General features: G+C 66.6%; 22 protein-coding genes and 2 tRNA genes. 11 read left to right on the forward strand and 13 right to left on the reverse strand.

What is annotated here, in order from left to right:
* Nucleotides 1–151: 151 nt before the first annotated feature.
* Together BC102111_RS17505 and BC102111_RS00010 are read right to left on the reverse strand one after the other, a co-directional pair.
* Nucleotides 152–412 carry a hypothetical protein gene (locus BC102111_RS17505; protein WP_180960553.1) on the reverse strand — a complete coding sequence of 87 codons (261 nt, stop codon included), beginning with the start codon at nt 410–412 and terminating at the stop codon, nt 152–154.
* A gap of 361 nt (nt 413–773) precedes the next feature.
* On the reverse strand, nt 774–1,172 hold the full coding sequence (locus BC102111_RS00010) for a VOC family protein (RefSeq protein WP_101623296.1): 399 nt from the start codon (nt 1,170–1,172) through the stop codon (nt 774–776).
* 368 nt (nt 1,173–1,540) lie between these two features.
* On the opposite strand from BC102111_RS00010, the gene BC102111_RS00015 reads away from it, so the two are divergent.
* The 3 genes from BC102111_RS00015 to BC102111_RS00025 all read left to right on the forward strand — a co-directional run bounded on the left by BC102111_RS00015 (nt 1,541) and on the right by BC102111_RS00025 (nt 6,072).
* Nucleotides 1,541–2,914: an NAD-dependent succinate-semialdehyde dehydrogenase gene (locus BC102111_RS00015; protein ID WP_101623297.1), complete on the forward strand. Its 1,374-nt coding sequence runs from the start codon at nt 1,541–1,543 to the stop codon at nt 2,912–2,914.
* A gap of 195 nt (nt 2,915–3,109) precedes the next feature.
* Nucleotides 3,110–3,370, forward strand: a complete 261-nt coding sequence (locus BC102111_RS00020; protein WP_009381251.1) for a hypothetical protein — start codon at nt 3,110–3,112, stop codon at nt 3,368–3,370.
* 125 nt (nt 3,371–3,495) lie between these two features.
* Nucleotides 3,496–6,072: an excinuclease ABC subunit UvrA gene (locus BC102111_RS00025; RefSeq protein ID WP_101623298.1), complete on the forward strand. Its 2,577-nt coding sequence runs from the start codon at nt 3,496–3,498 to the stop codon at nt 6,070–6,072.
* Here the strand turns inward: BC102111_RS00025 and BC102111_RS00030 are convergent.
* A complete protein-coding gene (locus BC102111_RS00030) occupies nt 6,048–6,497 on the reverse strand; it encodes a MarR family winged helix-turn-helix transcriptional regulator (protein ID WP_009381257.1) in 450 nt (149 codons plus the stop codon). The two genes, BC102111_RS00025 and BC102111_RS00030, sit on opposite strands and share 25 nt — an antisense overlap.
* A gap of 174 nt (nt 6,498–6,671) precedes the next feature.
* Here BC102111_RS00030 and BC102111_RS00035 point away from each other — a divergent pair, with 174 nt between their 5' ends.
* Nucleotides 6,672–7,877, forward strand: a complete 1,206-nt coding sequence (locus tag BC102111_RS00035) for an MFS transporter (RefSeq protein ID WP_101623299.1) — start codon at nt 6,672–6,674, stop codon at nt 7,875–7,877.
* A gap of 142 nt (nt 7,878–8,019) precedes the next feature.
* Here the strand turns inward: BC102111_RS00035 and BC102111_RS00040 are convergent, their stop codons facing one another.
* Nucleotides 8,020–9,516: a DHA2 family efflux MFS transporter permease subunit gene (locus BC102111_RS00040; RefSeq protein ID WP_101623300.1), complete on the reverse strand. Its 1,497-nt coding sequence runs from the start codon at nt 9,514–9,516 to the stop codon at nt 8,020–8,022.
* Between the two features lie 206 nt (nt 9,517–9,722).
* On the opposite strand from BC102111_RS00040, the gene BC102111_RS00045 reads away from it, so the two are divergent.
* The 3 genes from BC102111_RS00045 (at nt 9,723) to BC102111_RS00055 (ending at nt 13,141) form a co-directional block, all read left to right on the forward strand.
* Nucleotides 9,723–10,754 (forward strand): Atu2307/SP_0267 family LLM class monooxygenase, encoded by a 1,032-nt coding sequence (locus BC102111_RS00045; RefSeq protein ID WP_101623301.1) that lies wholly within the window; start codon nt 9,723–9,725, stop codon nt 10,752–10,754.
* Nucleotides 10,755–10,851: 97 nt separating this feature from the next.
* Nucleotides 10,852–11,427, forward strand: a complete 576-nt coding sequence (locus BC102111_RS00050) for a hypothetical protein (RefSeq protein WP_131248437.1) — start codon at nt 10,852–10,854, stop codon at nt 11,425–11,427.
* Between the two features lie 187 nt (nt 11,428–11,614).
* Nucleotides 11,615–13,141, forward strand: coding sequence for a multicopper oxidase family protein (locus tag BC102111_RS00055; protein WP_101623303.1), 1,527 nt, complete (start codon nt 11,615–11,617; stop codon nt 13,139–13,141).
* Nucleotides 13,142–13,227: 86 nt separating this feature from the next.
* On the opposite strand, the gene BC102111_RS00060 is transcribed toward BC102111_RS00055, so the two are convergent.
* The 9 genes from BC102111_RS00060 to dnaA all read right to left on the reverse strand — a co-directional run bounded on the left by BC102111_RS00060 (nt 13,228) and on the right by dnaA (nt 24,320).
* Nucleotides 13,228–13,300: transfer RNA gene (locus tag BC102111_RS00060), tRNA-Ala, on the reverse strand.
* Between the two features lie 151 nt (nt 13,301–13,451).
* A tRNA-Ile gene (locus BC102111_RS00065) sits at nt 13,452–13,525 on the reverse strand.
* Between the two features lie 122 nt (nt 13,526–13,647).
* A complete protein-coding gene (locus BC102111_RS17910; protein WP_009376910.1) occupies nt 13,648–14,481 on the reverse strand; it encodes a DUF3566 domain-containing protein in 834 nt (277 codons plus the stop codon).
* Entirely contained in the window at nt 14,478–17,063 is a 2,586-nt protein-coding gene (gene gyrA, locus BC102111_RS00075) for a DNA gyrase subunit A (protein ID WP_009376908.1), read from the reverse strand. The genes BC102111_RS17910 and gyrA overlap by 4 nt, the downstream gene beginning before the upstream one ends.
* A 122-nt stretch (nt 17,064–17,185) precedes the next feature.
* Complete coding sequence (gyrB, locus tag BC102111_RS00080) at nt 17,186–19,183, reverse strand: DNA topoisomerase (ATP-hydrolyzing) subunit B (protein ID WP_009376905.1); 1,998 nt, start codon at nt 19,181–19,183, stop codon at nt 17,186–17,188.
* Nucleotides 19,184–19,383: 200 nt separating this feature from the next.
* Nucleotides 19,384–19,896: a DciA family protein gene (locus BC102111_RS00085; protein WP_009376903.1), complete on the reverse strand. Its 513-nt coding sequence runs from the start codon at nt 19,894–19,896 to the stop codon at nt 19,384–19,386.
* Between the two features lie 13 nt (nt 19,897–19,909).
* On the reverse strand, nt 19,910–21,049 hold the full coding sequence (recF, locus tag BC102111_RS00090) for a DNA replication/repair protein RecF (protein WP_063250779.1): 1,140 nt from the start codon (nt 21,047–21,049) through the stop codon (nt 19,910–19,912).
* On the reverse strand, nt 21,050–22,189 hold the full coding sequence (gene dnaN, locus BC102111_RS00095; RefSeq protein ID WP_009376899.1) for a DNA polymerase III subunit beta: 1,140 nt from the start codon (nt 22,187–22,189) through the stop codon (nt 21,050–21,052).
* A gap of 517 nt (nt 22,190–22,706) precedes the next feature.
* On the reverse strand, nt 22,707–24,320 hold the full coding sequence (dnaA, locus tag BC102111_RS00100; protein WP_009376897.1) for a chromosomal replication initiator protein DnaA: 1,614 nt from the start codon (nt 24,318–24,320) through the stop codon (nt 22,707–22,709).
* A 406-nt stretch (nt 24,321–24,726) separates the two neighbouring features.
* Here dnaA and rpmH point away from each other — a divergent pair, with 406 nt between their 5' ends.
* The 4 genes from rpmH (at nt 24,727) to yidC (ending at nt 26,648) form a co-directional block, all read left to right on the forward strand.
* Nucleotides 24,727–24,864: a 50S ribosomal protein L34 gene (gene rpmH / locus BC102111_RS00105; RefSeq protein ID WP_009376895.1), complete on the forward strand. Its 138-nt coding sequence runs from the start codon at nt 24,727–24,729 to the stop codon at nt 24,862–24,864.
* A 2-nt stretch (nt 24,865–24,866) separates the two neighbouring features.
* On the forward strand, nt 24,867–25,241 hold the full coding sequence (gene rnpA, locus BC102111_RS00110) for a ribonuclease P protein component (RefSeq protein ID WP_040341370.1): 375 nt from the start codon (nt 24,867–24,869) through the stop codon (nt 25,239–25,241).
* A complete protein-coding gene (gene yidD, locus BC102111_RS00115) occupies nt 25,213–25,584 on the forward strand; it encodes a membrane protein insertion efficiency factor YidD (protein WP_223289831.1) in 372 nt (123 codons plus the stop codon). The genes rnpA and yidD overlap by 29 nt, the downstream gene beginning before the upstream one ends.
* 107 nt (nt 25,585–25,691) lie before the next feature.
* Nucleotides 25,692–26,648 carry a membrane protein insertase YidC gene (gene yidC, locus BC102111_RS00120; RefSeq protein ID WP_009376891.1) on the forward strand — a complete coding sequence of 319 codons (957 nt, stop codon included), beginning with the start codon at nt 25,692–25,694 and terminating at the stop codon, nt 26,646–26,648.
* The last annotated feature ends 5 nt before the right edge of the window (nt 26,649–26,653 follow it).

The following is a 26,653-nucleotide window of genomic DNA, read 5'->3' on the forward strand; positions in this document are numbered from 1 at the left end:
GCATTCAGCGATTAACTACCGACCGCCCGTCGAGGTCCATTCCGAATGGATCAACCAGTCCGGGACAGAACCCGCGGCTGCTTAGGAAACCAAGAATAGGAGCCTCTACGAAACCCGGGGCTTGACAGCCCGTCCCAGCGAGTGCACCCATTCAGGCAACTCGGTCACCGCAGAACACGCCAGGTGATCCCTGGATCTTGGCCGTCGATCCCGACAGCGATACCCGTGCTCCCTGGGAGAGCACGGTCGACGCATCGTCGACCTCGGGACACCCCGCGACAGCGAATCTCGACACCACGCCGCCGGATCCCAGCGCGACGAGCGCGAACACGAACCCGACGACCGCGAACCCAACCACCGCGAACGCCGGACCGGGTTTCGTGACTCGCGGTCCTGTCACGGAGTACGACACCAGCTTCACCCGACAGCCACCCCCGGTGATCAACTGGGACCACGACCCCGTCACCGACCCACCACCGTTCTGAGGAAACAGGCACCGCATTGCGCCGATGAACGCTGTCGCAAAAAGTCGACGTGTCTGCACCGTAATCTGCAAGGCGGAGCGGAGCCGATGCCGGACACACCAGAGATCCATCGGTCGACGTTGAGGTGATCTCGGCAGTGGAATCAGGCGACGGCAGCGGAGTCGGAGATCGGCGGTGGATTCAACCGTCGGTGACGAGTACACCGGCGGAAGGGGTCAAGCGCCAGCGCCGACCGAACCGACGGCGCCGGCCGAGCCGACCGCTCCGACTGAACCACTTGTGACGGGCTCAACCCTCCGCGTCAGGATCCCCCAGCGTCTCGGGCGCCGGCTCCCACAGTTCGATCCGGTTGCCCTCGGGATCGGTCACCCAACCGAAGCGGCCGATGCCCTCCATCTCCTGGATCTCATCGTCGACGTCCGCCTCGGCGGCCTGGAGCTGTTCGAGCATCGCGTCGAGGTCGTCGACCCGGAAGTTGAGCATCGTCTGCTGTCGCCCGAACCCGTCGGCACGCTCGCCGAAGTAGTCCGTCTCCGCCTCGAACGCCGCCACGACGGTCGGCCCCGCCTCTTGCCGCCACACTCCCTCGGTGGTGTCGACCCCGAGCCGGTCTTGGTACCAGGCCGACAGTGCATCGGGATCGCTGGCACGCAGGAAATATCCGCCGATTCCGTTCACTCTCTCCATGCTGCCCACCCTATGCCCGCGACCGTCCCCGCGGAACCCCATCGTCGTCACTGGAGGCCCACGCCGCGGCGGTTCCACGAGCCCTGCACATTCAGCGCGGAGCCTCATCGCCGCAGTGACCTCGGAGCCCCAGCCCCGCACAATGGCCGGTGCCGCTGTCTGTCCGGGATCACCTCGGCGAGGTTCGAGGAATCCGACAAGCGGCGTTTCAGGAATTCCTCACCCTCTCCCCGTGTTCCCTTAAGAGGCATACCCTCGAAAGGGGAGTCTCAACGAGGATTTCCACCGAGGAGTCCACACGGGGATTCCGCCCTCGTTGCGGACACCGCCTCACCGAGGTCCCCACCTCCATCGCGAAAGGATCGTCCATGAGCAAGTTCGCACTCACCAATGCCAACACCGGTGAAGTCGAGGAGGAGTTCCCCTCGGTCCCCGTCGAGGAGATCCCTGGCTACATCGACCGCGGCCACACCGCCTTTGAGCCGTGGAAGGACACACCCCTCATCGAACGCTCGGCGATCCTCCGACGGTTCGCCGACCTCGTCGATGAGAACGCCGATGAGATGACCGACATCATCGGCCGTGAGATGGGCAAGCCGAAGCAGCAGGGCCTCGCCGAGGTGGACAAGGTCGCCCGCACCGCCCGCTGGTTCGCCGACCACGCCCACAAATACCTCAACCCCACCGAACTGCCCTCCGCCGGAGCCGCCCGCAGTTACGTCCGCCACGATCCGCTCGGCGTGCTGCTGGGCATCATGCCGTGGAACTTCCCCTACAACCAGATCGCCCGCTTCGTCATCCCGAACCTCGTCGTCGGCAACGCGATCATCATGAAGCAGGCCTCGATCTGTCCCGTGTCCTCGCAGTACTTCGCCGACCTTCTCGTCGAGGCGGGCCTGCCCGAAGGCGTGTACCAGAACATCTACCTCGACAGCTCCCACGCCGAGGAGGTCCTCAAGGATCCGCGGGTCAAGGGCTTCTCCCTCACCGGGTCCGAAGCGGCCGGTGCCTCGGTCGCGGGCATCGCCGCGAAGTACCTCAAGCGCTCAGTCCTCGAACTCGGCGGCAACGACCCCCTCGTCGACCTCGACTCCACGGACGTTCCCGCACTCGCGAAGAAGGTCGTCGGCATCCGCCTGACGAACGCCGGACAGGTGTGCACCTCCCCGAAGCGCTTCATCGTCGTCGACGAGCTCTACGACGAATTCGTCGCCGAGGCGAAGAAGGCCGTCGAGGCGACGAAGGTCTCGACATTCGATGATCCCGAGGTCGGGATGGGGCCGCTGTCCTCGGAGAGCGCACGAGATGAGATCGTCGAGCGCATCGCGAAGGCCGTCGAGAACGGCGCGACACTGCACACGGGCGGGCAGAAGCTCGACCGTCCCGGCTGGTTCATGTCCCCGGCCCTGCTCACCGACATCGACCCGGACTCCGACCTCGGATGCAACGAGCTCTTCGGTCCGGCCGTGATGATCTACCGGGCGAAAGACGAAGCGGACGCCCTCGAGATCGCCAACCACTCCGAGTACGGGCTCATGAGCTCGGTGTGGACGGACGACCTCGAGAAGGGCGAGCGCTTCGCCGCGAAGATCAACGCGGGCATGAGCTTCGTCAACTCCCACATGGAGTCGGGACCGGAATACCCCTTCGGCGGCATCAACCGCTCCGGCTATGGCCGCGAGAACGCCGAATGGGCTCTGCGGGCGTTCACCAACGAGCACCTCATCCGCGTCCACCCCTGAGGGACCACGGCACATCGCTGTCCACTCACGCTGTGCGTCTGACCGGGCCCGCCACGGTTTCACATTCAACAATGTGAATTGGCTCAAAGCTGTGGACTCCCCCAGTTGGCCGATGCCAGACAGAACACCCATCCACAGGGGTCCGACCCACAGCCCCACGGGGGTTTCCGCCCCACAGTCGAGAAAGGTCAGCACATGTCCGAGAACACCTCAGAATCCGGTTCGGTCAGCGCATCCGAAGCCGCTCGCATCATGTCCGATCCCAACGCCACCGAGGAGGAGCGCTCCGTCGCAGCGAGCGTCCTCCGTCAGTCCGACGACCGCGGCGGCGAGACGAGTGCCTGGGTCGCCTCCGAAGCCGGCGACCTCACCCGTGACGGAGATTCCGAGGAGGTCCGCTCCGTGGCCGCCAGCGACCTCTCACAGGCGGACAAGGAGCGCGACGAGAACTCCTGAAGCACGGTTCCCCTCCACGGAACAGACATCGACCGCATCCGGCCGACAGCGAAGCATTCGCTGTCGGCCGGAGTCGTCTCCACCTGCTTCATAGGATGAAGACCCCCGCCGTTAGGATCGAACCCATGACCGCCGATCGTCTCACCAGCGACGTCGTCGCCGGACACATCGCCGTCCGCGGCGCCCGCGAACACAACCTCCGCGCCGTCGACCTCGACATCCCCCGCGACACCGTCGTCGCGTTCACCGGGATCTCCGGATCCGGCAAGTCCTCGCTGGCCTTCGGCACGATCTACACCCAGTCCCGCCAGCGCTACCTCGAGTCGGTCGCCCCCTACGCCCGCCGCCTCATCGACCAGGGCTCGGCTCCCCACGTCCGCGTCATCACCGGACTCCCTCCCGCCGTCGCCCTCCAACAGCAGCAGTCGGGCAGCACCCGGTCGACCGTCGGTACGGTCTCGCGGGTCTCGAACGTCCTCCGCATGCTCTACTCCCGCTCCGGCACATACCCCGAGGGTTATCGACCGGCCGACCTCGCCGGCACCTTCCCCCGCGACGCCGCCCCGCTCGACTCCGACAGCTTCTCCCCGAACACCGCGGTCGGCGCGTGCCGGACGTGCTCGGGCATGGGCCGCCTCCTCCAGGTCGACGAGGACCGCCTCGTCGGAGACCCGTCGCTGAGCATCGACGACGGAGCGATCGTCGCCTGGCCGGGCGCCTTCGGAGGCAAGAACAACCGTCGGGTGCTCCGCGACCTCGGCATCGACATCAACGTCCCCTTCGACTCCCTCCCCGCTGACACCCGGCAATGGGTGCTCACGACCGACGACCAGCCCACGGTCGAGGTCAAGGAGGGCTACAAGGGCACGTACATGAGCCCCAAGCGCTGGGTCGAGCACACCTTCGCCGACTCCGCCTCGGCGCGGATGCGCGCAACTGCCGCATCCTTCATGACGGAGAGGCTCTGCCCCACGTGCCACGGCAAACGCCTCAACCCCGAAGCCCTGGCTGTGACGATCGCCGGCATCGACATCGCCGAGGCGGCCCGCCTTCCGCTCACCGGGCTCGTCTCCTTCCTCGAGAACGCCCGCACCCACCCGGCCACCGGGGAGCTCTCCGTCGAACGCAACCAGGCCGCCCAGGCCCTCATCGACGTCCTCGTCGACCAGCTCGGCACTCTCATCGGCCTCGGCCTCGGCTACCTCGAGGTCGCCCGCCCCACCTCGACGCTCTCGAGCGGCGAACTCAAACGCCTCCACCTCGCCACGCAGCTGCGCAGCGGGCTCTTCGGAGTCCTCTACGTCCTCGACGAACCCTCGGCGGGACTCCACCCCGCCGACCTCGAGCTCCTCCTCGGTGCCCTGCGCCGGCTCGGAGACGAGGGCAACACGATCTTCGTCGTCGAGCACAGCGCCCCCGTCATCCGCGCCGCCGACTGGATCGTCGACCTCGGTCCCGGGGCCGGGCGCTACGGCGGACGCGTGCTCTACAACGGTCCGGCCGACGGCATCGCCGAGGTGGCGGAATCCGTCACCGCCCGCTACCTCGGTCCGGTTCCTCCGCTGCCGCCGTCGCCACCGGCTCCCCGCGCGCTCACCGAGTGGATCGGCCTCCTCGGCGTCACCGGCCACAATCTCACCGGGATCGACGTCTGCCTCCCCCTCCATGCGTTCACCGCGATCACCGGAGTCTCCGGGTCGGGGAAGACCTCCGTGCTCACGGCACTCGCCGATGCCGTCCGCACCACCCTCGACCTCGCCGAGGTGACCGCCGACGAGGAGAGGAACCCGCAGTCCGTCGAGATCGCCGAGGAGATCTCCCACGGAGTGCCGGTCTGGGACCTCGGCAACGACGAGCTGGCGACCGCATCGACGACGGGCCTCGAGGCGATCGATCGCGTCATCGTCGTCGATCAGCGTCCCATCGGCCGCACCTCCCGGTCGACGCTGGCGACCTACACGGGACTCTTCGACACCGTCCGCAGGCTCTTCGCCGCCCAGCCGGAAGCGAAGGCACGCCGCTTCGGCGTCGGACGGTTCTCCTTCAACCAGCCCGAGGGGCGCTGCCCGAACTGCCTCGGAGACGGGGTCGTGAGCATCGAACTCCTCTTCATGCCCACGGAGACCGCCCCATGCCCGGTCTGCCACGGCAAGCGCTACAACCCGGAGACCCTCGAGGTCACCTACCGGGGGAGGTCGGTCGCCGATGTCCTCGCGATGACCGTCGACGAGGCGGCCGAGTTCCTCTCCGATGTGCCGCCGGCGGCGAAGATCCTCACCCTGCTCGCCGACATCGGACTCGGCTACGTCAGCCTCGGTCAGTCGGCGCCGACGCTCTCGGGCGGGGAGGCGCAGCGGATCAAGCTCGTCTCCGAACTCCACCGCTCAGCGCGCGGTCACAGCCTCTACATCCTCGACGAACCGACGACGGGTCTCCACCCGTCCGACATCGACATGCTCATCGGTCAGCTCCAGCTCCTCGTCGACGCGGGCAACACGGTCGTCATCGCCGATCACGACCTGAGGACGCTCTCGATCGTCGACTGGATCATCGACCTCGGTCCGGGGGCCGGTGACAACGGCGGTGAGATCGTCGCAACGGGCACCCCGGTCGATCTCGCCGAGGAGGCAGAGAGCCTCACCGGTGCGCACCTGCACGAGGCCCGCACCCGCCGGGCTCAGGCGACCGGCGCTTCGGCGTAGAGCGCGGAGACGAGAGGTTCGAGCTCCGGGGTCTCGCGTGCCTCGGCGAGCGCCTCTTCGAGGACTCGATCATGCGTCGGCTTGGCTGCGGCGAGCAGCTTCTCACCTGCTTGAGTGAGCTCGGTGTAGATGCCGCGCCGGTCGTCGGCGCAGAGGATGCGGGTGAGCAGACCGCGGTCCTCGAGTCGGGTGACGAGCCGCGTCGTCGCACTCGAGGACAGCGCTGCCGCGCGGGCGAGCTGTCGCATCCGCATATGCCAGCCGTCCTGCCTGCTCAGCGCGTCGAGCACGGTGAATTCGACGACCGAAAGCCCGTGCTCGCGCTGCAGGCTGCGCTCGAGCTCGGTGTCGATGAGTCCGTGCAGGGCCGCGAGCGTGCGCCAGCCCCGGGCCCGGATCTCCACCGCGTCGTCCCTGATCCCCACGTGCTTCTCCTCACTTCGTTCGTCCTTCCATGATACACGACTTGCGCAGATAGAACGCGTGTGCAAGTATCTATATCGATGCGTGTGCAACTACTGCGCACGCCGCATATTGCGGGTGCACCGTCCGCGGACCACCCGACCAACCACTTCTCATTCCCATCGGAAGGACCTTCCATGCCCCTCGCACTGCTCGCCCTCGCCATCGGCGGGTTCGGCATCGGACTCACGGAGTTCGTCATCATGGGTCTGCTGCCCGAAGTGGCGGCGGACTTCGCGGTGACCGAGACCGTGGCCGGCTATCTCATCTCGGGCTATGCGCTCGCTGTCGCCGTCGGCGCCATCCTCCTCACGGTCGCGCTCACCCGCGTCAACCGGAAGACCGCACTCATCGCACTCATGGTCCTCTTCATCCTTGGCAACGCACTCTCCGCGATGGCGCCGAGCTACGAGATGATGATGATCGGCCGGATCGTCGCGGCCCTCTGCCACGGAGCGTTCTTCGGCATCGGCTCCGTCGTCGCCGCGAGTCTCGTTGCTCCCAACCGTCAGGCTGCGGCGATCGCCATGATGTTCGCGGGTCTGACCAGCGCGAACGTCCTCGGCGTTCCCCTCGGCACGTTCCTCGGCCAGGCTGCCGGGTGGCGTTCGACGTTCTGGGCGATCTCGGTCATCGGCATCATCGCCCTCATCGGCATCGTCACGCTCGTCCCCAGGGAGAGCGTCCACTCGACCTCGACGGGCAGCATCCTCAGCGAGTTCCGGATCTTCCGCTCGCCTCAGGTATGGGCGTCGATCCTCATCACGATCCTCGGCTACGGCGGCATGTTCGGCGCCTTCACCTACATGGCCTTCACCCTCACCGGTGTGAGCGGATTCGCGGCCTCGACGGTTCCGTGGCTGCTCGTCCTCTTCGGCGTCGGCCTCTTCGTCGGCAACTTCCTCGGCGGCAGGGCTGCGGACAGGAACCTCGGCGCGACCCTGCTCACCCTCTTCATCGGCCTCATCGTCATCCTCGCCGTCTTCTCGCAGGTCGCCGGCAACCAGATTGCGACGATCGTCGCCCTCTTCCTCATGGGCGGCTTCGGGTTCGCAACCGTCCCGCCGCTGCAGATGCGGATCATGGGCCACTCGGAGGGTGCCCAGACGCTCGGCTCGGGCGCGAACATCGCGGCCTTCAACGTCGGCAATGCCTTCGGCGCATGGGTCGGCGGCCTGACGATCGCCGCAGGGCTCGGCTACGCCTCACCTCTGTGGGCCGGAGCGCTCGTCACCCTCGCCGGTCTCGTCGTCTTCCTCGTCGCCGGTCTCGGTCGGGGAGGCGAGCTGCGTCGGAAGCAGGCGGTCGCCGAGACTCCCGTGACCGCGGACATCAGCGCCTGAGCCCGAGAGTCTGACCCAGCCTCTGGCACCAGGTGCCGGACTCCGACACCTCAGCTCTCGAACCGGATCGCCTCGGCAGCATCGAGGGCGAGTTCGACGGCCTCACCGTCGATGCTCGCCCCGATCGCCGAGGCCGCCGAGGTCAGCTCTCGAGGGCGACCGCGTGATCGTCAGGCGTCTTCTGGTCTTCGGGCTTCTTGATGAAGAAGGCGAGGACGACGGGGACGAGCGCAATCGCCGAAGCGAGGAGGAACGCCGAATGAGCCCCCGGAGCCCCGGCCTCCGCGACGCTCTTGCCGGCGGCCTGGCCCGCGTGCAGAGCCGCCGAGTAGATCGAGATGAGCAGCGCCGTGCCCGCGGCGCCGGCGACCTGCTGCAGGGTGTTGAGCGCAGCGGATCCGTGGGAGTACAGACGCCGTTCGAGCGATCCCAGCGATGCCGAGAAGAGCGGCGTGAACGACCCGGCGAGTCCGAGCGACATCGCGATCTGGATGATGACGAGGACCCAGATCGGGGTGCCGATTCCGACGTTCGAGTACGCGAACATCGCCGAGGCGATGAGGATCGTGCCGGGGATGAGCAGCGTCCGTGGGCCTCTCGCGTCATAGATGCGGCCCATCACCGGACCGAGAAGGCCCATGAGCACCGATCCCGGGAGCAGGACGAGGCCCGACTGGGTCGCATTGAGGCCGACGACGCTCTGGAGGTAGAGCGGCAGGAGGGAGAGCGTGCCGAACATCGACAGCGCCACGACCGCCATGATGATGACCGAGAGGACGTAGTTGCGCGAGGTGAACACGCGCAGGTCGAGCAGCGCCCGATCGGCTCTGATGAGGACGAGCTGACGCCACACGAAGAGTCCGAGGAAGACGAGCCCCCCGGCGATCGACGCCCAGGCCAGGCCCGTTCCGGCCGAGGCGCCGGCACCCAATTCGCCGCCGCCGAACTGGCTGAGGCCGAAGACGATGCCGCCGAAGGCGAACGCCGAGAGGATGATCGAGACGACGTCGATCGGGGCGTGGGTGGTCTCGCCGAGGTTGGTCATCCACTTCGCACCGAGACCGAGGGCGATGAGCCCGATCGGCAGGACGATGCCGAAGAGCCAGCGCCAGCCGAGGGAGTCGAGCACGATGCCCGACATCGTCGGTCCGATCGCCGGAGCGAGTGAGATGACGAGGCTCACCCGTCCCATCATGCGTCCCCGCTGATGCGGCGGGACGACGTTCATCATCGTCGTCATGAGCAGCGGCATCATGATGCCGGTGCCGCCCGCCTGGACGACGCGTCCGACGAGGAGCATCGGGAAGCCCTGCGAGAGCAGACAGATGAGTGTGCCCAGGCAGAAGAGGATCATCGCGGTGAGGAAGACCTGCCGTGTCGTGAACCGCTGGAGGAGGAACCCTGTGGTCGGGATGACGACGGCCATGGTGAGCATGAACGCACTCGTCAGCCACTGCCCGAGTTCAGGCGGGATGTGGAGCGAACGGTTGAGCTCCGGGATGGCGATCGCCATCGTCGTCTCGTTGAGGATCGCGACGAACGCGGCGACGAGGAGGAGCCAGATGACCCGCATCCCCGCCGGGTCGATCACATCGTCGTGGGACGACGGTGCTTGGGCGGTGTTCTTGTCACTCGACAAGTCTGGTCTCCGATCGGAAGAGGCGGATTTCAGGCAGACACAGCAGGCAACGGCGCGTCCGTGCGGCTTTATTCCGGGTGGTGGGGAAATTCTCCCACCGTTCTCACAGTACTCCGCTCGTCGTCGCCGGCGCAGGCCGCTCAGCCTTCAGGCTCCCACACGGCACGGACACGGAATCTTTTGTCCCGCCTCGGCGTTGGCAGGGCATGGCAGATGTGGAATTCGGGCTCGACACCTTCGGTGCGCTCACAGAGGACGACAACGGCGAACTCATCACCCATGCGCAGACGGTGCGCGACGTCGTCGCCGACGGCGTGCTCGCCGATTCGGTGGGGCTCGACTTCTTCGGAGTCGGTGAGCACCACCGCCCCGACTTCGCGGTCTCCAGCCCCGAGATGGTGCTCGCGGCGATCGCGGGACGCACTGAGCGGATCCGACTGGGATCCGCGGTCACGGTGCTCAGCTCGGATGACCCGGTGCGGGTCTTCGAGCGCTTCGCGACCCTCGACGCGGTCTCGAACGGGCGTGCGGAGATCGTCGCCGGCCGCGGGTCATTCATCGAATCGTTCCCGCTCTTCGGATACGACCTGAGCGACTACGAGGTCCTCTTCGAGGAGAAGCTCGAGCTCCTCGCGAAGCTCCTGCGGGACCAGCCCGTGACCTGGCAGGGGACGACACGCTCCGCGCTGTCGAACCAGCAGGTGTTCCCCTCGACCGAGAAGCCCATCCCGGCCTGGGTCGGGGTCGGCGGCAGCCCCGAGTCGGTGGTGCGCACAGCGAAGTACGGGTTCAGTCTCTTCCTCGCGATCATCGGCGGGCAGCCCGAGCGCTTCGCCCCCTACATCGACCTCTTCCACCGTGCCCAGGACGAATACGGCATCGAGCACCGGCCGATCGCCGTCCATTCGCCCGGTCTCGTCGCCGAGTCGGATGAGCTCGCCCGCGAGATCGTCGAACCCGGGTGGACCGCGATGCGCAGGCGGATGGGCCGCGAACGCGGGTGGCCGCCCCCGCAGCCCGGCGACTTCGAGGCCGAGATCGAGACCGGCGCGCTCTACGTCGGCTCGCCCGAGACGGTGGCGAAGAAGATCGCGACGACGATCACGGCCCTCGGTATCGACCGCTTCGACCTCAAGTACGACCAGAGCAAGGTCACCCACGAGACGCGGCAGACCTCGATCGGCCTCTACGGCGAGAAGGTCGTGCCCATGGTCAAGGACATGCTCGCCGGCAGCTGAGCCGGATGCTGAGCCGGCTGCTGAACCGACCCCGCCGGCGGCTCGGGGACCGCGTCGTCGTTGCCCGACGCCGCGCGAGCAGATACCCTGACTGGGTATGAGTTCATCAGGATCTGCAACCGCTGCGCGCGTCTCGGGAGCGCCCTCGCGTTCCCGCAGGCGCCCATCGTCGGTGCGCATGGTCCTCTTCCTCATCGCGGCGCTGACGATGGCCGCGGGCCTGCTCGCGCTGCCCCACGCCGGGGAGATGTCGGACGCGATGTCCGGCCAGATGTCGGGCGCTATGACGGGGTCCGTGACGTCGACCGCGCACGGGATGTCGGGGTCCTCCCACGGTGCGTCGGGCTATGCGGCACCGGGAGCCGCCTCGGCGATGGGCGGGCATCAGCCTGCCGACGTCGGGCAGATCTCCGCAAACGACGAGATCACCGCCGTGACCTGCGCCGACATGCCGTGCGCCGGTGACCACGATCCGCTCACCCCGTGCATCGTCATGCTCATGTGCGCGTTGGCCGCGATCGTCCTCTCCCTCCTCCTGCCCCGGTCCCGGGGGACGGTGTTCCGCCTCCCGCGCGGTGACACGGCCGGGTCGCGCCCGGTCATCGCGCGCATCCCTGCACCTCCGGACTCGCACGCGCCGAGTCTCACCGTTCTCTCCATCAGTCGGACGTAGGCCGTGATCGTCGCCGGCCACCTCCCGGCCGGCGACACCTCGATCACGCTCCCGTGAGCGACCACGACCCAACCTCTTTCGGCTCACGCCGCACACCGCGCCGACGCGCCTCAGCGGCTGCACGCCTGTGCGCCTCTGCACCGCCCGCTCACCGTGAGCACGATCCAACTGATTTGGAGAACACACCATGACCGGCAACCGACCTCTCAACTCGCGTCCGCTGCATCGTCGCGGCTTCCTCACCGGAGCCCTCGGCGTCCTCGCCCTCACCGGCTGCGCCGCCCAGGCCTCGGGAGGCGACTTCCTCGACCCTGCCTCACAGCGCGTCGACGACGCCGAAGCCGACCGCGAGACCACCGGCGAGACCGTCACCGTCACCCTCACCGCGGCCGCCTCGACCCTCACCCTCGGCACGACCACCGCGGAGACGTGGAGCTTCGGGGAGATCCCCGCTCCCGTCATCCGCATGAACGCCGGTGACCGCCTCCAGGCGACCCTGCGCAACCGCCTGCCGGAGGAGACGACGATCCACTGGCACGGACTCGCACTGCGCAACGACATGGACGGCGTACCCGCGGTCACTCAGGAACCGGTCCCGGCAGGCGGTGACTTCACGTACGACTTCATCGCCCCGCATCCGGGAACCTACTGGTTCCATCCGCACGTCGGCGCTCAGCTCGACCGGGGACTCTACGGCGCCCTCATCGTCGACGACCCCGAGGAGACGCTCGACTACGACCGCGACTGGGTGATCATCCTCGACGACTGGCTCGACGGCGTCACCGCGACCCCGGACGAGGTCCTCACCGAACTCACCCGCGGCATGGGGGACATGGGCGGGATGGACCACGGCAGCATGGGCGGGCCGATGCGGATGGGCAACACCCTCATGGGCGCGAGTTCCGATGTCCTCGGCGGCGATGCCGGCGACGTGTTCTACCCGCACTACCTCGTCAACGGCCGCGGTCCCGACGACCCGGAGACCTTCACCGCCAAGCCGGGCGAGCGGATCCGCCTGCGCATCATCAACGCCGGCGGCGACACCGCGTTCCGTCTCGCCCTCACCGGGCACCGCCTCACCGTCACCCACACCGACGGCTTCCCCGTCGAGCCGACGGAGACCGACTCGCTGCTCCTCGGCATGGGCGAGCGGTATGACGCGATCGTCACCGTCGGAGACGGTGTCTTCGCCCTCGTCGCCGAGGCGGAGGGCAAGACCCAGCGCACGCATGCTCTACTCCGGGCGGGGTCCGGGCAGCCTCCCGCCCTCGACGGGGAGATCGGCGAGTTCGGGGCCGCGCCGCTGACGGCCGAGGTGCTCACCGCCGCCAAGTCAGTGGCGCTGCCGTCGAAGACGCCCGATGAGGAGATCACCATCCGGCTCACCGGGTCGATGGCGAAATACGACTGGGCCTTTGACGGGAACCGCTTCGACCATGCGAAACCGCTCGAGAACGCGTGGGGCATCTCCGAGGGCGACCGGGTGCGGGTGCGCTTCGTCAACGACACAGACATGTGGCATCCCATCCACCTCCACGGGCACACGTATCAGCTCGCTGGCGGAGGCCCACGGAAGGACACGTCGATCGTCCTGCCCGGGGCGACCCTGACCGTCGACTTCGACGCGGACAACCCGGGTCGGTGGCTCACCCACTGCCACAACGTCTACCACGGAGAGGCCGGGATGATGGGGGTGATCGCCTACCAGGCGTAGCTCTCGACTGGCCGACCACGACGAAGGCCCCGAACCATCAGGTTCGGGGCCTTCGTGTTACGAGTGCTGTCTCAAAACTACTCGAGTGGAGGTAAGGGGACTCGAACCCCTAACCCTCTGCTTGCAAAGCAGATGCGCTACCAATTGCGCCATACCCCCAGGTGGGTAATCACCCTACACCGAATCGGTGTGCTTTGACCACTCGGCTTGGGCACGCTGATTCGTGTGCCGCCACCGGAAGAACACTCCCAGCCCCACGAGCGTGAGCCCGGAGAGAATCCACTTCTTCATGATCCTCCTCGAAAGGAAGTGGGCCTACCTGGACTTGAACCAGGGACCTCTTCGTTATCAGCGAAGCGCTCTAACCGCCTGAGCTATAGGCCCTTTCGGGGTGAACCCGAAGTAAAAATATACCGAACCGGTCATCCCCTGCACAAATCCGCGAGCCGTGACACGCCTCACAGCCCGCGGATCCGCGTCGATTCCGTCCGGGGACGGACACTTCGTCAGTCGTCGGTGAGGGTGAGGTGGAACCCGCCGGCGATGAGAGAGCCGATGTTGTAGATGAACGCAGCCAGGGTCGACAGCGCCGTCATGAGCACGATGTTGATGATCGCGATGATGAAGCCGGCAGCGACGACCCGACCGAAGCCGAAGATGCCGATGAGGCGCTCAGCGGACTCCGCACCGGCGAGTTCTGTCATCGTGGCCTCGAGTCCGCTCATCACTCCGGTGGCCTGGAGGACGACCCAGAGGACGACGAAGGCGACGATTGTGGCGATGCCGATGGCCACGGACATGAGGAACGACATCTTCATGACCGACCACGGGTCGACGGCGGCAACGGTGAGGCGAACGGTCCGGGGACCCTTCTTCTTCTTTCCCTTCCCGTTGTCGACCATGTTCTTCACGCCCATCTTCACGCCCCCGGAGCTCGCCCGGACCGTGTTCGCGACGTTGCCCATCACCGAGGTGGCCGGACCGCTGCCGGTGCCCTGGCCTGCCGCTGAGGTCTCCGCCGAGGCGGTCGACGCCGCGGCCGTGGCAGGACCGGAGCCCGTGGAGGGGGCCCGTCCGGGCTTCGGTGAGGCCTTCGGGGCAGGAGGGGCGACGACGGTCGACTTGTCGTCGGTCCGCGATCCCTTCGCCGAGGCGGGAGTGGACGTCGTGCCCGTCTTCGGGGCAGCGGCGGGCTTGGATCCCCCCGAGCGGTTGCCGGCGCCCGCAGAGCCTGAGGAGCCGGACGAGGAGTCGGTCTTCGAGGAGCCGGCGGTCAGGCGGGTCGATCCGCTCGACGTCCTGATGATCTTGCCGGGTCCTGTCTGCTTGTTGTCGCTCACTCTTCCACATCCTCGCTGCCGGTCTCGGTCTCGACGGCCTCAGGCGTCTCCGCCTCCGGTGCCACGACCTCAGCTTCGACTGCCTCGGCTTCGTCTTCGTCTTCCACCGCGGTCTCGGGTCCACGGGTTACTGCGATGATACGGTCATTCTTTCCCGGCTTCGCGAACACCACACCCATGGTGTTGCGTCCCTTCGCAGGAACCTCGTCGATGTTCGACCGCACCACCTTACCGCGCTCCATGACGACGAGGACCTCTTCACCCTCGTCGACGATGAGGCCGCCCACCAAGTCTCCGCGCTGTTCGGTGATCTTCGCAACTCGGATGCCGAGGCCGCCGCGGCCCTGCACACGGTACTCATCGACCGGGGTGCGCTTGGCGTAGCCGCCCTCGGTGACGACGAAGACGTACGTGCCCGGCTGAACGACGTCCATGGTGAGCAGTTCGTCGTCGTCCTTGAACTTCATGCCCGTGACACCGCCGGTGACGCGGCCGAGGGGACGGATCGAATCGTCATCGGCAGCGAAGCGGATCGACATCCCCTTGCGCGAGATGAGGAGCAGGTGGTCCTCGGAGGAGACGATGCGGGCGGAGACGAGTTCGTCCGGCTCGCCCTTGTACTCGCGGAGGTTGATGGCGATGACGCCGCCGGTGCGGTTCGAGTCGTACTCGCTCAGGCGGGTCTTCTTCACGACTCCGGACTTGGTCGCGAGGATGAGGAATTCCGCCTCGTCGTAGTCGCGGATCGAGAGCACCTTCGCGATCGTCTCACCCGGCTGAAGTGCCAGGAGATTCGCAACATGCTGTCCCTTCGCGTCCCGGGAACCCTCAGGGATCTCATAGGCCTTGGCCCGGTAGACGCGTCCGGTGTTGGTGAAGAAGAGGAGCCAGTTGTGCGTCGAAGTGACGAAGAACTGCTCGACGACGTCGTCGCCGCGCAGCTGGGCGCCCTTGATGCCCTTGCCGCCGCGGTGCTGCGCGCGGTAGAGCGTCGACTGGGTCCGCTTGGCGTACCCGCCGCGGGTGATCGTGACGACGACCTCCTCCTCGGGGATGAGGTCCTCCATCGACACGTCCCCATCGAAGCCGGCGAGGATCTTCGTCCGCCGGTCGTCGCCGTAGCGTTCGACGACCTCGTCGAGCTCCTCGGAGACGATCTCCCGCTGCCGGGCGGGGGTCTCGAGGATGAGGTTGTACTCGGCGATGAGGGCTTCGATCTTCTCCGACTCCTCCTGGATCTTCAGCCGCTCGAGGGCCGCGAGGCGGCGCAGCTGGAGATCGAGGATGGCGTTGGCCTGGAGTTCGTCGACCTCGAGGAGCTCCATCAGTCCCGCCCGCGCCTCGTCCGAGGACGGGGAGCGGCGGATGAGGGCGATGACCTCGTCGAGGGCGTCAAGGGCCTTGAGGTAGCCGCGGAGGATGTGGGCGCGCTCCTCGGCCTTGCGCAGACGGAACTTCGTCCGGCGCACGATGACCTCGATCTGGTGCTTGACCCACAGGCGCAGGAACGAGTCGAGGGAGAGGGTGCGCGGCACGTTGTCGACGAGCGCGAGCATGTTCGCGGAGAAGTTCTCCTGCAGCGAGGTGTGCTTGTAGAGGTTGTTGAGCACGACCTTGGCCACGGCGTCGCGCTTGAGCACGATGACCAGCCGCTGACCCGTGCGGCCCGAGGACTCGTCGCGGAGGTCGGCGATGCCGGCGACCTTGCCGTCCTTGACGTAGGAGGCGATCTTCGCGGCGAGGGTATCCGGGTTGACCATGTAGGGCAGCTCGGTGACGACGAGGCAGGTCCGACCCTGGATCTCCTCGACCTCGACGACGGCGCGCTGGGTGATCGAACCGCGACCGGTCCGGTAGGCGTCCTCGATGCCCTTGTGGCCGAGGATTGTGGCGCCGAGCGGGAAGTCGGGGCCTTTGACGATGCCGAGGAGGGCTTCGAGCGCCTCTTCCTTCGTCGCCTCGGGGTGGGAGAGCAGCCACTGAGCGCCGGCGGCGAGTTCGCGGAGGTTGTGCGGCGGGATGTTCGTCGCCATGCCCACGGCGATGCCGGCCGAACCGTTGGCGAGCAGGTTCGGGAACCGCGAGGGCAGGACGACCGGTTCGAGGCTGCGGCCGTCGTAGTTGGGCTGGAAGTCGACGGTGTCCTCGTCGATGTCGCGGACCATCTCCATCGCCAGCGGAGCGAGCTTGCACTCCGTGTACCGGGGCGCCGCGGCACCGTCGTCGCCGGGCGAGCCGAAGTTGCCCTGGCCGGCGATGAGCGGGTAGCGCATCGTCCACGGCTGGACGAGGCGGACGAGGGCGTCGTAGATCGCCGAGTCGCCGTGCGGGTGGTACTGACCCATGACGTCGCCGACGACGCGGGCGCACTTCGAGAAGTTCCGGTCGGGACGGTACCCGCCGTCGTACATCGCGTAGAGGACGCGGCGGTGGACGGGCTTGAGGCCGTCGCTGACGTCGGGCAGTGCGCGCCCGACGATGACGCTCATCGCGTAGTCGAGGTACGACCTCTGCATCTCGAGGTTGAGATCGACCTGTTCGACCCGGTTGATCTCGGTCGGTGTTTCGAATTCGTCAGCCAATGTGGGCTCTTCCCTTGTGTTCGAACCGTTCTTCTGGCGTCATCTCTGCGGACGCGAACGGCGGCGGATGGAATGCGCAGCGGATCCCTCGCCGAGGTGGGGCCACCTCGGCGAGGTCGTGCTCAGATGTCGAGGAAGCGGACGTCCTTCGCGTTCTCCTGGATGAAGCGGCGACGCGAGTCGACGTCGTCGCCCATGAGGACGGTGAAGATCTCGTCGGCGACGATCGCATCGTCGAGGGTGACCTGCTTGAGCAGGCGGGTGTCGGGATCCATCGTCGTCTCCCACAGCTCCTCGTAGTTCATCTCGCCCAGACCCTTGTAGCGCTGGATCGCCTGCTCCTTGGGCAGGCGCTTGCCCTCGGCCTTGCCGGCGGTGAGCAGCGCATCGCGCTCCCTGTCGGTGTAGGCGAACTGGTAGTGCGCGTTCGACCACTTGATCTTGTACAGCGGCGGCATCGCGAGGTAGACGTACCCGTGCTCGATGAGCGGCTTCATGTACCGGAAGATGAGCGTGAGCAGCAGCGTCGTGATGTGCTGGCCGTCGACGTCGGCGTCGGCCATGAGGATGATCTTGTGGTAGCGCAGCTTCTCGAGGTCGAACTCCTCGCCGATGCCGGTGCCGAAGGCGGTGATCATCGCCTGGACCTCGTTGTTGCCCAGGGCCCGATCGAGGCGGGCCTTCTCGACGTTGAGGATCTTGCCGCGCAGCGGCAGGATCGCCTGCGTGAAGGGGTTGCGGCCCTGCACGGCGGACCCGCCGGCCGAGTCGCCCTCGACGATGAAGACCTCGGAGATGTCCGGGTCCTTGGACTGGCAGTCCTTGAGCTTGCCGGGCATGCCGGAGGTCTCGAGCAGGCCCTTGCGGCGGGTCGCCTCGCGGGCCTTCCGCGCGGCGAGCCTGGCCTGCGAGGCCTGCAGCGCCTTGCGGACGACGTCCTTGGCCTGAGCGGGGTTCGACTCGAACCAGTGGCCGAGCTCGTCGCGGACGACGCGCTGGACGAAGCCCTTGACCTCGGAGTTGCCGAGCTTCGTCTTCGTCTGGCCCTCGAACTGGGGGTCGCCGACCTTGACGGAGATGACGGCGGTCAGGCCCTCGCGGATGTCGTCGCCGGTGAGGTTCGGATCCTTCTCCCGCAGCAGCTTCTGCTCGCGGGCATAGGCGTTGACCAGCGAGGTCAGGGCGGTGCGGAAGCCCTCCTCATGGGTCCCGCCCTCATGCGTGTTGATGACGTTGGCGTAGGTGTGGACGGACTCGCTGTACGCCGTCGTCCACTGCATCGCGATCTCCAGCGACAGCGTCTGCCCCGCCTCCTCGGCTTCGAAGACGATGATGTCGGGGTTGATGAGGTCGACCTTCTTCGCCGAGTTGAGGTACTGGACGTAGTCGAGGAGCCCGTGCTCGTAGAGGTACGTCGCCTCGCGCGGCTTCGCCTCGGCTTCTTCGTCCTCGTCGATCTGGACGTTGTCGTCGTCGACCTGGACGTGGCGTTCGTCGATGAGCCGGATCTTCAGGCCCTTGTTGAGGAACGCCATCTGCTGGAAGCGGGCGCGCAGGTACTCGTACGAGAAGTCGGTCGTCTCGAAGATCTCGGCATCGGGCCAGAACGTCACGATCGTCCCGGTCGCCTCCGTCGGCTCTCCGCGCTGGAGCTCACCGGTGGGCACGCCGCGGCGGAAGTCCATCGTCCAGTGGTAGCCGTCGCGCATGACCTCGACGTCGAGGCGCTCGGAGAGCGCGTTGACGACGGTCGAACCGACGCCGTGGAGACCGCCGGCCACGGCGTAGCCGCCGCCGCCGAACTTGCCGCCGGCATGGAGGATGGTGAGGATGACCTCGACGGTGGGCTTGTGCTCGGTCGGGTGCATCGCCACGGGCATTCCGCGTCCGTTGTCGGCCACGCGCACGCCGCCGTCGGCGAGGATCGTCACATCGATGTCATCGGCGTACCCGGCCATCGCCTCGTCGACGGAGTTGTCGACGATCTCCTGCACGAGGTGGTGGAGACCACGCTCCGAGGTCGACCCGATGTACATGCCTGGACGTTTGCGGACTGCCTCGAGACCTTCAAGTACCGTGATATCCCCGGCATCGTAGTGGGACTGTTCCTCGGTCGTCATGTGACTCCTCGTGCAAATGAACGCTATCAGCTGTCCATTCTACCGCGCGGCGGACAGAAATGCCCGCAAGCGGCCCAGAAACGTCCTCTCCCGCTTTTTCCGACCGGCTGACGTACCCCCGGACACGATGGGACCCGGCTATGGCCGCTGGTGGCTTTCTGTGGATTTCCGGGTTCGGGGGTCGTCGGCAGCGTCCGAGCTCACCCGAAGGTGTCCCGCGGACCCCGCCCGCGCACGCTGCGCCGGCCCTTCTTGAAGCTGCGTCCCTGCGGCCCCCGGATCTCGAGCTCGGTGATCGTCGCGGACCCGAGTCCCGCCTCGAGGGCACGGAGGATCGTCGGGCGCAGGACACGGAGCTGCGTCGCCCACGTCGTCGAGTCCGCGGCGATGACGAGCAGCGGCGGGGAGAAGTCGACGGGAGTGGCGTGCCGGGCGACCTGTTCGCCGACGAGGTCGGACCAGCGGCCGAGGACCTTGCCGATGTCGATCGACGACGACCATCCCTGGGTGGCGATGAAGCCGCCGAGGACCGAGGAGATCGACGTCGGGTCCCGCCTGTCCTTGCCCGCCGAGGTGTAGGTGACGTCCGTGCGGACGCGGGAGCGGCGGCGCCCGCGGATGAACCGCGCCTCGGTGACCTCCATCCGGCGCACCCGGTCGAGGGCTTCGAGGGCCGCGACAGGGGTCGAGGGATCCCGCTCGATCCCGCTCATGCCCGGCCTCCCGTCATCGCTGGGCTCCCGCGCCGAGGAGGGCCGCCTGGCCGATGCGCTCACCGCCGAGGCCGTCCGGCAGGTCCGCATCGACGGCCGCGGTGACGAGGACCTGTTCGGCCTCGGTGATCCGCGAGGCCAGCCGGCTGCGCCGACCGGTGTCGAGTTCGGCGAAGACGTCGTCGAGGACGAGGATCGGCTGTTCGGCAGGCGTTCCGGCGTCGGCGCTGAGCAGGTCCCAGCCGGCGAGCTGCATGGCGAGCGCGAGCGACCACGTCTCCCCGTGGGAGGCGTAGCCCTTCGCCGGGTGGGAGCCGATCATCAGGGCGATGTCGTCGCGGCCGGGTCCGTGGAGAGTGAGTCCGCGTTCGATCTCCGTCGTCCGTCGCCTCTCCAGGGCGGCGAGGAGGAGCTCCTTCGCCTCGGCGGCCGAGGCGACCTGCGAGTAGTCGATGCGCGAATCGTAGGCGACCGTGACTCCCTGCCGTTCGAGTCGGGCATCGGCGGCGATGTACGCGAAGTTCTCCTGCAGCGGGGCGACGATGTCGGCGAGCACCCGCTGACGACCGAAGACGAGTTCGGCGGCGGAGTCGGCGTAGGCCATGTTCCAGATGTCGAGGGTCGCCTCGAGTCCGGGATCGCGGTCCTCGCGCAGCCGCTTGAGCAGGGCGTTGCGCTGTTTGAGGGCCCGATCGAAGTCCGTGATCACCGAGGCGAAGCGGGGATTGCGGGCGACGACGAGGGTGTCGATCCACGAACGCCGCTCCGCCGGCTCCCCGCGGACGAGGCTGAGGTCCTCGGGGGCGAAGACGACGGCGGAGACGAGCCCGAGGATCTCCCTGATCCGCACCGGGGACCGGTTGACCCGTGCCCGGTTCGCACCCTTGGACTGGATGGAGACCTCGACCGTTGCATGCCGCTGCCCGCGGTTGACGAGCGCGGAGACCGTCGCCGTGCTCGCGCCCTCATTGACGAGCGGGGCGTCGAAGGCCACACGATGCGAGCGCAGGTGCGCGAGGTACCCGACCGCCTCGACGACGTTCGTCTTGCCGGTACCGTTGTCGGCGACGAAGGTCGTCACCCCGGGCGCGAACTCGAGATCGAGCTCAGGGTACGACCGGAAGCCACGCAGCGAGAGTCGGGATATCCACATTCAGATGCGCGTGGGCATGAGCAGGTAGCGATACGACTCGTCGGCCGAGGCCTCGAGGTCCTTCTGCCCGGAGATGATGACGGGCTTCATCGGCTGGGTGAAGGAGAAGTTCACGTACGGGTTCTCGATGGCGGCGAGGCCCTCGGCGATGTAGTGCGGGTTGAAGCCGACGGTGATCGGCTCTCCCTCGAGGACGGCTTCGACGGCCTCAGACGCCTGCGCGTCGTCACCGGTGCCGGCGTGGAGGGTGAGCAGGCCGTCGGTGACCTCGAAGCGCAGCGGGGTGTTGCGCTCGGCGACGAGGGAGACACGGCGGACGGCTTCGCGGAGGACTGCGGTCTCGACGATCGCGTGGATCGGCACGGAGTCGGGGAAGAGCGAACGGACCTTGGGGTACTCGCCCTCGACGAGCAGCGAGGTCGTCACCCGTCCCGCCGAGGTGAACGAGATGAGATCCTTGCCAGAATCGGTGCTCAGACCGATCGTCACGTCACCGCCGAGGGACTTCGAGACGTCGGAGAGGGTGCGACCGCGCAGCAGAGCGACCGCCGAGACGTCGGGGCGCCCGGGATTCCACGTGAATTCGCGGACGGCCAGCCGGTAGCGGTCGGTGGCGAGCAGCGTCACCTTCTCACCCTCGATCTCGACGCGCACGCTCGTGAGGATCGGCAGGGTGTCGTCCTTCGAGGTCGCGATCGTCACCTGGGAGACGGCGTTCTGGAATTCGCCGGCGGAGACGGTGCCGGAGTCGTCGGGCACCTGCGGCAGCGAGGGGTATTCGGCCACGGGCATCGTCATCAGGGAGAAGCGCGAGGATCCGCACGTCACGTCGACCTTCGAGCCGATCTGCTCGAGGGTGACCTCCTGGTTGGGCAGGGCCTTGGAGATGTCGGCGAGGAGGCGGCCGGAGACGAGCACGGTGCCGGGCGAGACCACCTCGGCGGAGATCTCGACTCGCGAGGAGACTTCGTAGTCGAAGACGGCGAGGCGAACGGTCCCGCCGGTCTCGGCGGTGATGAGGATTCCGGTGAGGACGGGAGCAGAGGGGCGGTTGGGGAGGGTCTTGGTCGCCCAGGTCACGGCGTCGGCGAGGACATCGCGATTGACTTTGAACTTGAGAGGGGTTGCTTCGTCGTTCACTTTACTCCTTCGGGATATCACCCGATGTGCGTTCGGCTTCGGCGTGACGGTGCTCGGAAAACTGTACACAGCCTAACCGATTCCGCGATACCCGAGGACGGCCGAACGAACGGGGAGGACACGCGGAGGAAGCCTGGGAATCTCGGATCCGAGAACCGGTTTCCGGGACGTGTTCGAATACCGAACTGATCGTTCGCTCAGCAGCGCGGAGCCCATCACGTCATCGTCAGCAGACGATGGCGGTCGCCCTCCTGTCACCTGAGATTGATTCAGCAGAAGTATCAGCACCTGTGGAACCTGTGGACGAAACGGTCAGGACGCAGAGCACTCCTGGGATCTCTGCCGTCGTCGGGGTGTGGATCGGATGTGCAACCGCAGGCTGGTGTTCGGGGACGCCTGGGTAAGCACAGCCGTGTAGTTCACATCCGTCCACGTGGCTGCAGGACTCCGTCCCCAGAGTTATCCCCACTGTGGTCGAATTGTCCCCAGAGTTATCCACAGGTGTGCATAGCGTCTTCTATAGGCGGTGCTGTTGTTTGATGCGGTTTGTGAGTTCGGTGACCTGGGTGTAGACCGCCCGCCGCTCGGCCATCTGCGTTCGAATCTTCTTGTTCGCGTGCATGACTGTCGTGTGGTCGCGGCCGCCGAAGGCCTGCCCGATCTTCGGCAGGGAGAGGTCGGTGAGTTCGCGGCAGAGGTACATCGCGATCTGCCGGGCCGTCGTCAGCGTCCGCGAGCGCGAGGTCCCGCAGAGGTCGTCGAGGGTGAGGCTGAAGTAGGCGGCGGTCTGCCCCATGATGTCGGCAGCGGTGATCGCGGGGGTGTCGTCCTGGGTGATGAAGTCCTTGAGGACCGTCTCGGCCAGCGACACGTCGACCTGCTGGTCGTTGAGGTTGGCGAAGGCGGTGACGCGGATGAGGGCGCCCTCGAGTTCGCGGATGTTCGATGAGACCCGGGAGGCGATGTACTCGAGGACGTCGTCGGGAACGTCGAGGTGCTCGCCGGCGGCCTTGCGGCGCAGAATCGCGAAGCGGGTCTCCATGTCCGGGGGCTGGACGTCGGTGAGCAGACCCCATTCGAACCGGGACCGCAGCCGCTCTTCGAAGCCCTTCAGCATCTTCGGCGGCTGGTCGGAGGTGATGACGACCTGCTTCGCCTCGTTGTGGAGGGCGTTGAAGGTGTGGAAGAACTCCTCGACGGTGGCGTCCTTGCCCTGGAGAAACTGGATGTCGTCGATCATGAGGATGTCGACTTCGCGGTAGCGGCGCTGGAAGGCCGGGCGCAGCGCGTTCGACGTCCGAGAAGAGCCGATCGTGTTGATGAAGTCGTTGACGAACTCCTCGCTCGAGACGTACTTGACGCGGATCTCGGGGAAGAGCTGAGTGGCGTAGAACCCGATCGCGTGGAGGAGGTGGGTCTTGCCCAGTCCCGAGTCGCCGTAGATGAAGAGGGGGTTGTACGCCTTCGCCGGCGCTTCGGCCACGGCGAAGGCCGCGGCATGGGCGAAGCGGTTCGACGCGCCGATGACGAAGGTGTCGAACGTGTACTTGGGGTTGAGCTGGGCGACGCCGGGGACGTCGACGGGCGGGGTCGGGGTGGTCGTCGCCTCTGCGATCTCCACCTCGATGCGCGAATCGGCCGGTCGGGTGCCGGTGTCGGCGGACGGTGCGGGAGCGCTGTTCCCCACAGGGGAGGGCTCCGGGGCGGCAGGAGGAGCCACAGCCGGTTCGTCGATCTCCGTCGCCGGTGCGGGGGCCGGTGCGGGTGCGGCGTCGGATGCCGTCGGGGCCGTGGTCTCGGCAGCGGTCGAGGGTTCTGCGGACGCATCGTCGATGAGTTCGTCGAAGCGGATCGGGACGTCGAGTTCAGGGTCGACGACGAAGCCGAAGGTCACGTCGAAGCCGATGACCTTGGAGAACTCCCTGGTCAGCGGCTCGAGGAGACGGGTCTCGATGGTGCGGCGCGAATGCTCGTCACGGACGGCGAGGAGGACGAGGGCGTTGTCGACGAGAGCCTTGGGAAGGGCGAGGTAGAGGAAGCTCTTCTGATGTCGGGTGAGGTCGGCGTCCTGATCCAGGGTAGAGACCACCGTCTGCCATTGGCCGATGAGCTCGTTCTTGGAATTCGACACCGTCGATCCTCTCTTCTGTCGATCGTCTTCGTCGCACGGTCCACACCTGTGCATGACTTCCACACAGTTTTCCACAGTTTGTGGAGGAGTGACGAGTCGGCCGGGCGATACTCCACACGGGTGGATAAGCGTGTGGAAAACTACATGATTGTGACTTGTGGAAGACGGGAGTCGACGCAGAGGTGAATGGGAGTCGACGGCCGGGCACCGTGACGGGGAACATCTCTGAGCGGTTTGACCGGGCCTGAGCGCCTTGGCTAAGATGGAGTGTCCTGTGTACCGGGCTGCATCCGATTCTCTGTATAGCTCTCATGCACAGGAGTGCTCGGCGGTCGAGACTCGCACCGCCGTTTTTTGTGAGAACGCTTCAGGCGTTCATCCGCGATCTAGAAATCGGAGACCTCAAGTGAGCAAGCGTACATTCCAGCCCAACAACCGCAAGCGCGCCAAGAAGCACGGCTTCCGTCTGCGTATGCGCACCCGCGCGGGCCGCGCCATCCTGGCTTCGCGTCGTCGCAAGGGACGTTCCGAAGTCTCGGCCTGAATGTGATTCCGGATGCGCACCGCCTCCGGCACGGCGACGACTTCAGACGAGTCTTCAGAGCCGGTGTCCGCGTGCGCTCGGACCACCTCATGGCGCACAGCCTGAGAGACGTTGATGATTCCCACGCCGCGCGCGTGGGTTTCATCGTATCCAAGGCCGTGGGCAACGCGGTCACGCGCAACCGGGTCAAACGCCGGCTGCGGGAGATCGTCCGGCCCCGGCTGGACGAATTCGGCACGGGGAGCCTGTTCGTGGTCAGGGCGCTGCCGAACGCCGCGGAGGCGGAGTACTCCCAGCTGGCCACCGAGGTGGACGACCTCATCGGGAAGGCCCGGAAGAAGCAGAACCGTGGACGCCGAACACGACCTCAGACATGAATCCGAGGTGCCCGAGCGTCCGGCCGGATTCTGGCCGGGGCTGTGGTGGTTCGTCCGCATCGCACCGAGGATGCCCTTCGTGTGGTTCATCCGCGCGTATCGGGTGGTCGTCTCTCCGCTCTACGGACAGGTCTGCCGGTACTATCCCAGCTGCTCGATGTACGGCCTCGAGGCCTTCGAGATACACGGAGTTCTCAAGGGAATGGTGTTAACTGGGTGGCGAGTGCTGAGGTGCAATCCGTTCTCCCACGGCGGGGTGGACCATGTTCCCGGCTCAGCCCGCGAAGCCCGGTCCCAGATGCTCCATGACGCTGATGCCGGCATGCGGGGCGAGCGTCCGTGAGGGCCTGATACGAGCCGAGAGATCCGCGTCCGCACCCGTGTCGCGACCGACTGACAACAATGGCACAATGAACGATCGTGATGGATCGTTGCAACGAGGAGAACTGAATGGACTGGATCGACAGCTTGCTCTACCCCCTGCAGTGGGTAGTGGCTTGGATCCTTGCGATCTTCCATGACATCTTTACCGCACTCGGTCTGCCCGCAGCCAACGGCTGGACCTGGGTGCTCTCGATCGCGGGTCTGACCGTCGTCATCCGCGCACTGCTCATTCCGCTCTTCGTCTACCAGATCCGGGCCCAGCGGAAGATGCAGCTCCTCCAGCCTGAGATCCAGCGTCTGCAGGCGAAGTACAAGGGCAAGAAGGACCAGTACTCGCGCCAGGCGATGGCCGAGGAGCAGATGGCCCTGTTCCGCGACAACAAGACGAGCCCGTGGGCGTCGTGTCTGCCTCTCCTCGTGCAGATGCCGATCTTCTTCTCGCTCTTCCGCGTCATCCACAACATGCAGAACGTGGCTGAGGGCAAGATCGACGCGATCGGCGGCCTCACCCAGGAGCTCGCCCAGCAGGCCGAGGAGTCCTCGGTCTTCGGCGTCTCCCTCTCGGCGACGTTCATGGATCCGGGCATCACCGTCAAGGTGCTCACCGCGGTCCTCATCATCATCATGGCTGCGACGATGTTCATCACGCAGAAGCAGATGATGGCGAAGAACATGTCGGAGGCCGCGATGGCCAACCCGATGATGCAGTCGCAGAAGATGCTCCTCTACATCATGCCCGTCGTCTTCGGCGTCGGCGGAATCTACTTCCCGCTCGGCGTCCTCTTCTACTGGCTCGTGTCGAACACCTGGACGATGGTCCAGCAGCACATGGTCATCAGGAACATGCCGGCACCCGGGTCGAAGGCCGAGAAGGAGATGCTCGAGCGCAAGGCGCGCAAGGGCAAGACCGTTCCGTCGGCAGAGATCAAGGGGTCTGCGCAGACCACCGTCGAGGCACCGAAGCCGACCGGTCAGCGTCAGCAGCCCGTGAGCAAGAACCGCAAGAAGAACAAGAAGCGCTGAGGTAG

The sequence above is a fragment of the Brevibacterium casei CIP 102111 genome (genome assembly GCF_900169275.1).
Lineage (GTDB): Bacteria > Actinomycetota > Actinomycetes > Actinomycetales > Brevibacteriaceae > Brevibacterium > Brevibacterium casei.

Excerpts from the sequence above, each read along its gene's own strand:
- BC102111_RS00010 (WP_101623296.1), bottom strand. The coding sequence starts at position 1,172 with ATGGAGAGAGTGAACGGAATCGGCGGATATTTCCTGCGTGCCAGCGAT.
- BC102111_RS00015 (WP_101623297.1), top strand. The coding sequence starts at position 1,541 with ATGAGCAAGTTCGCACTCACCAATGCCAACACCGGTGAAGTCGAGGAG.
- BC102111_RS00020 (WP_009381251.1), top strand. The coding sequence starts at position 3,110 with ATGTCCGAGAACACCTCAGAATCCGGTTCGGTCAGCGCATCCGAAGCC.
- BC102111_RS00025 (WP_101623298.1), top strand. The coding sequence starts at position 3,496 with ATGACCGCCGATCGTCTCACCAGCGACGTCGTCGCCGGACACATCGCC.
- BC102111_RS00035 (WP_101623299.1), top strand. The coding sequence starts at position 6,672 with ATGCCCCTCGCACTGCTCGCCCTCGCCATCGGCGGGTTCGGCATCGGA.
- BC102111_RS00045 (WP_101623301.1), top strand. The coding sequence starts at position 9,723 with ATGGCAGATGTGGAATTCGGGCTCGACACCTTCGGTGCGCTCACAGAG.
- BC102111_RS00050 (WP_131248437.1), top strand. The coding sequence starts at position 10,852 with ATGAGTTCATCAGGATCTGCAACCGCTGCGCGCGTCTCGGGAGCGCCC.
- BC102111_RS00055 (WP_101623303.1), top strand. The coding sequence starts at position 11,615 with ATGACCGGCAACCGACCTCTCAACTCGCGTCCGCTGCATCGTCGCGGC.
- gyrB (WP_009376905.1), bottom strand. The coding sequence starts at position 19,183 with ATGACGACCGAGGAACAGTCCCACTACGATGCCGGGGATATCACGGTA.
- BC102111_RS00085 (WP_009376903.1), bottom strand. The coding sequence starts at position 19,896 with ATGAGCGGGATCGAGCGGGATCCCTCGACCCCTGTCGCGGCCCTCGAA.
- recF (WP_063250779.1), bottom strand. The coding sequence starts at position 21,049 with ATGTGGATATCCCGACTCTCGCTGCGTGGCTTCCGGTCGTACCCTGAG.
- yidC (WP_009376891.1), top strand. The coding sequence starts at position 25,692 with ATGGACTGGATCGACAGCTTGCTCTACCCCCTGCAGTGGGTAGTGGCT.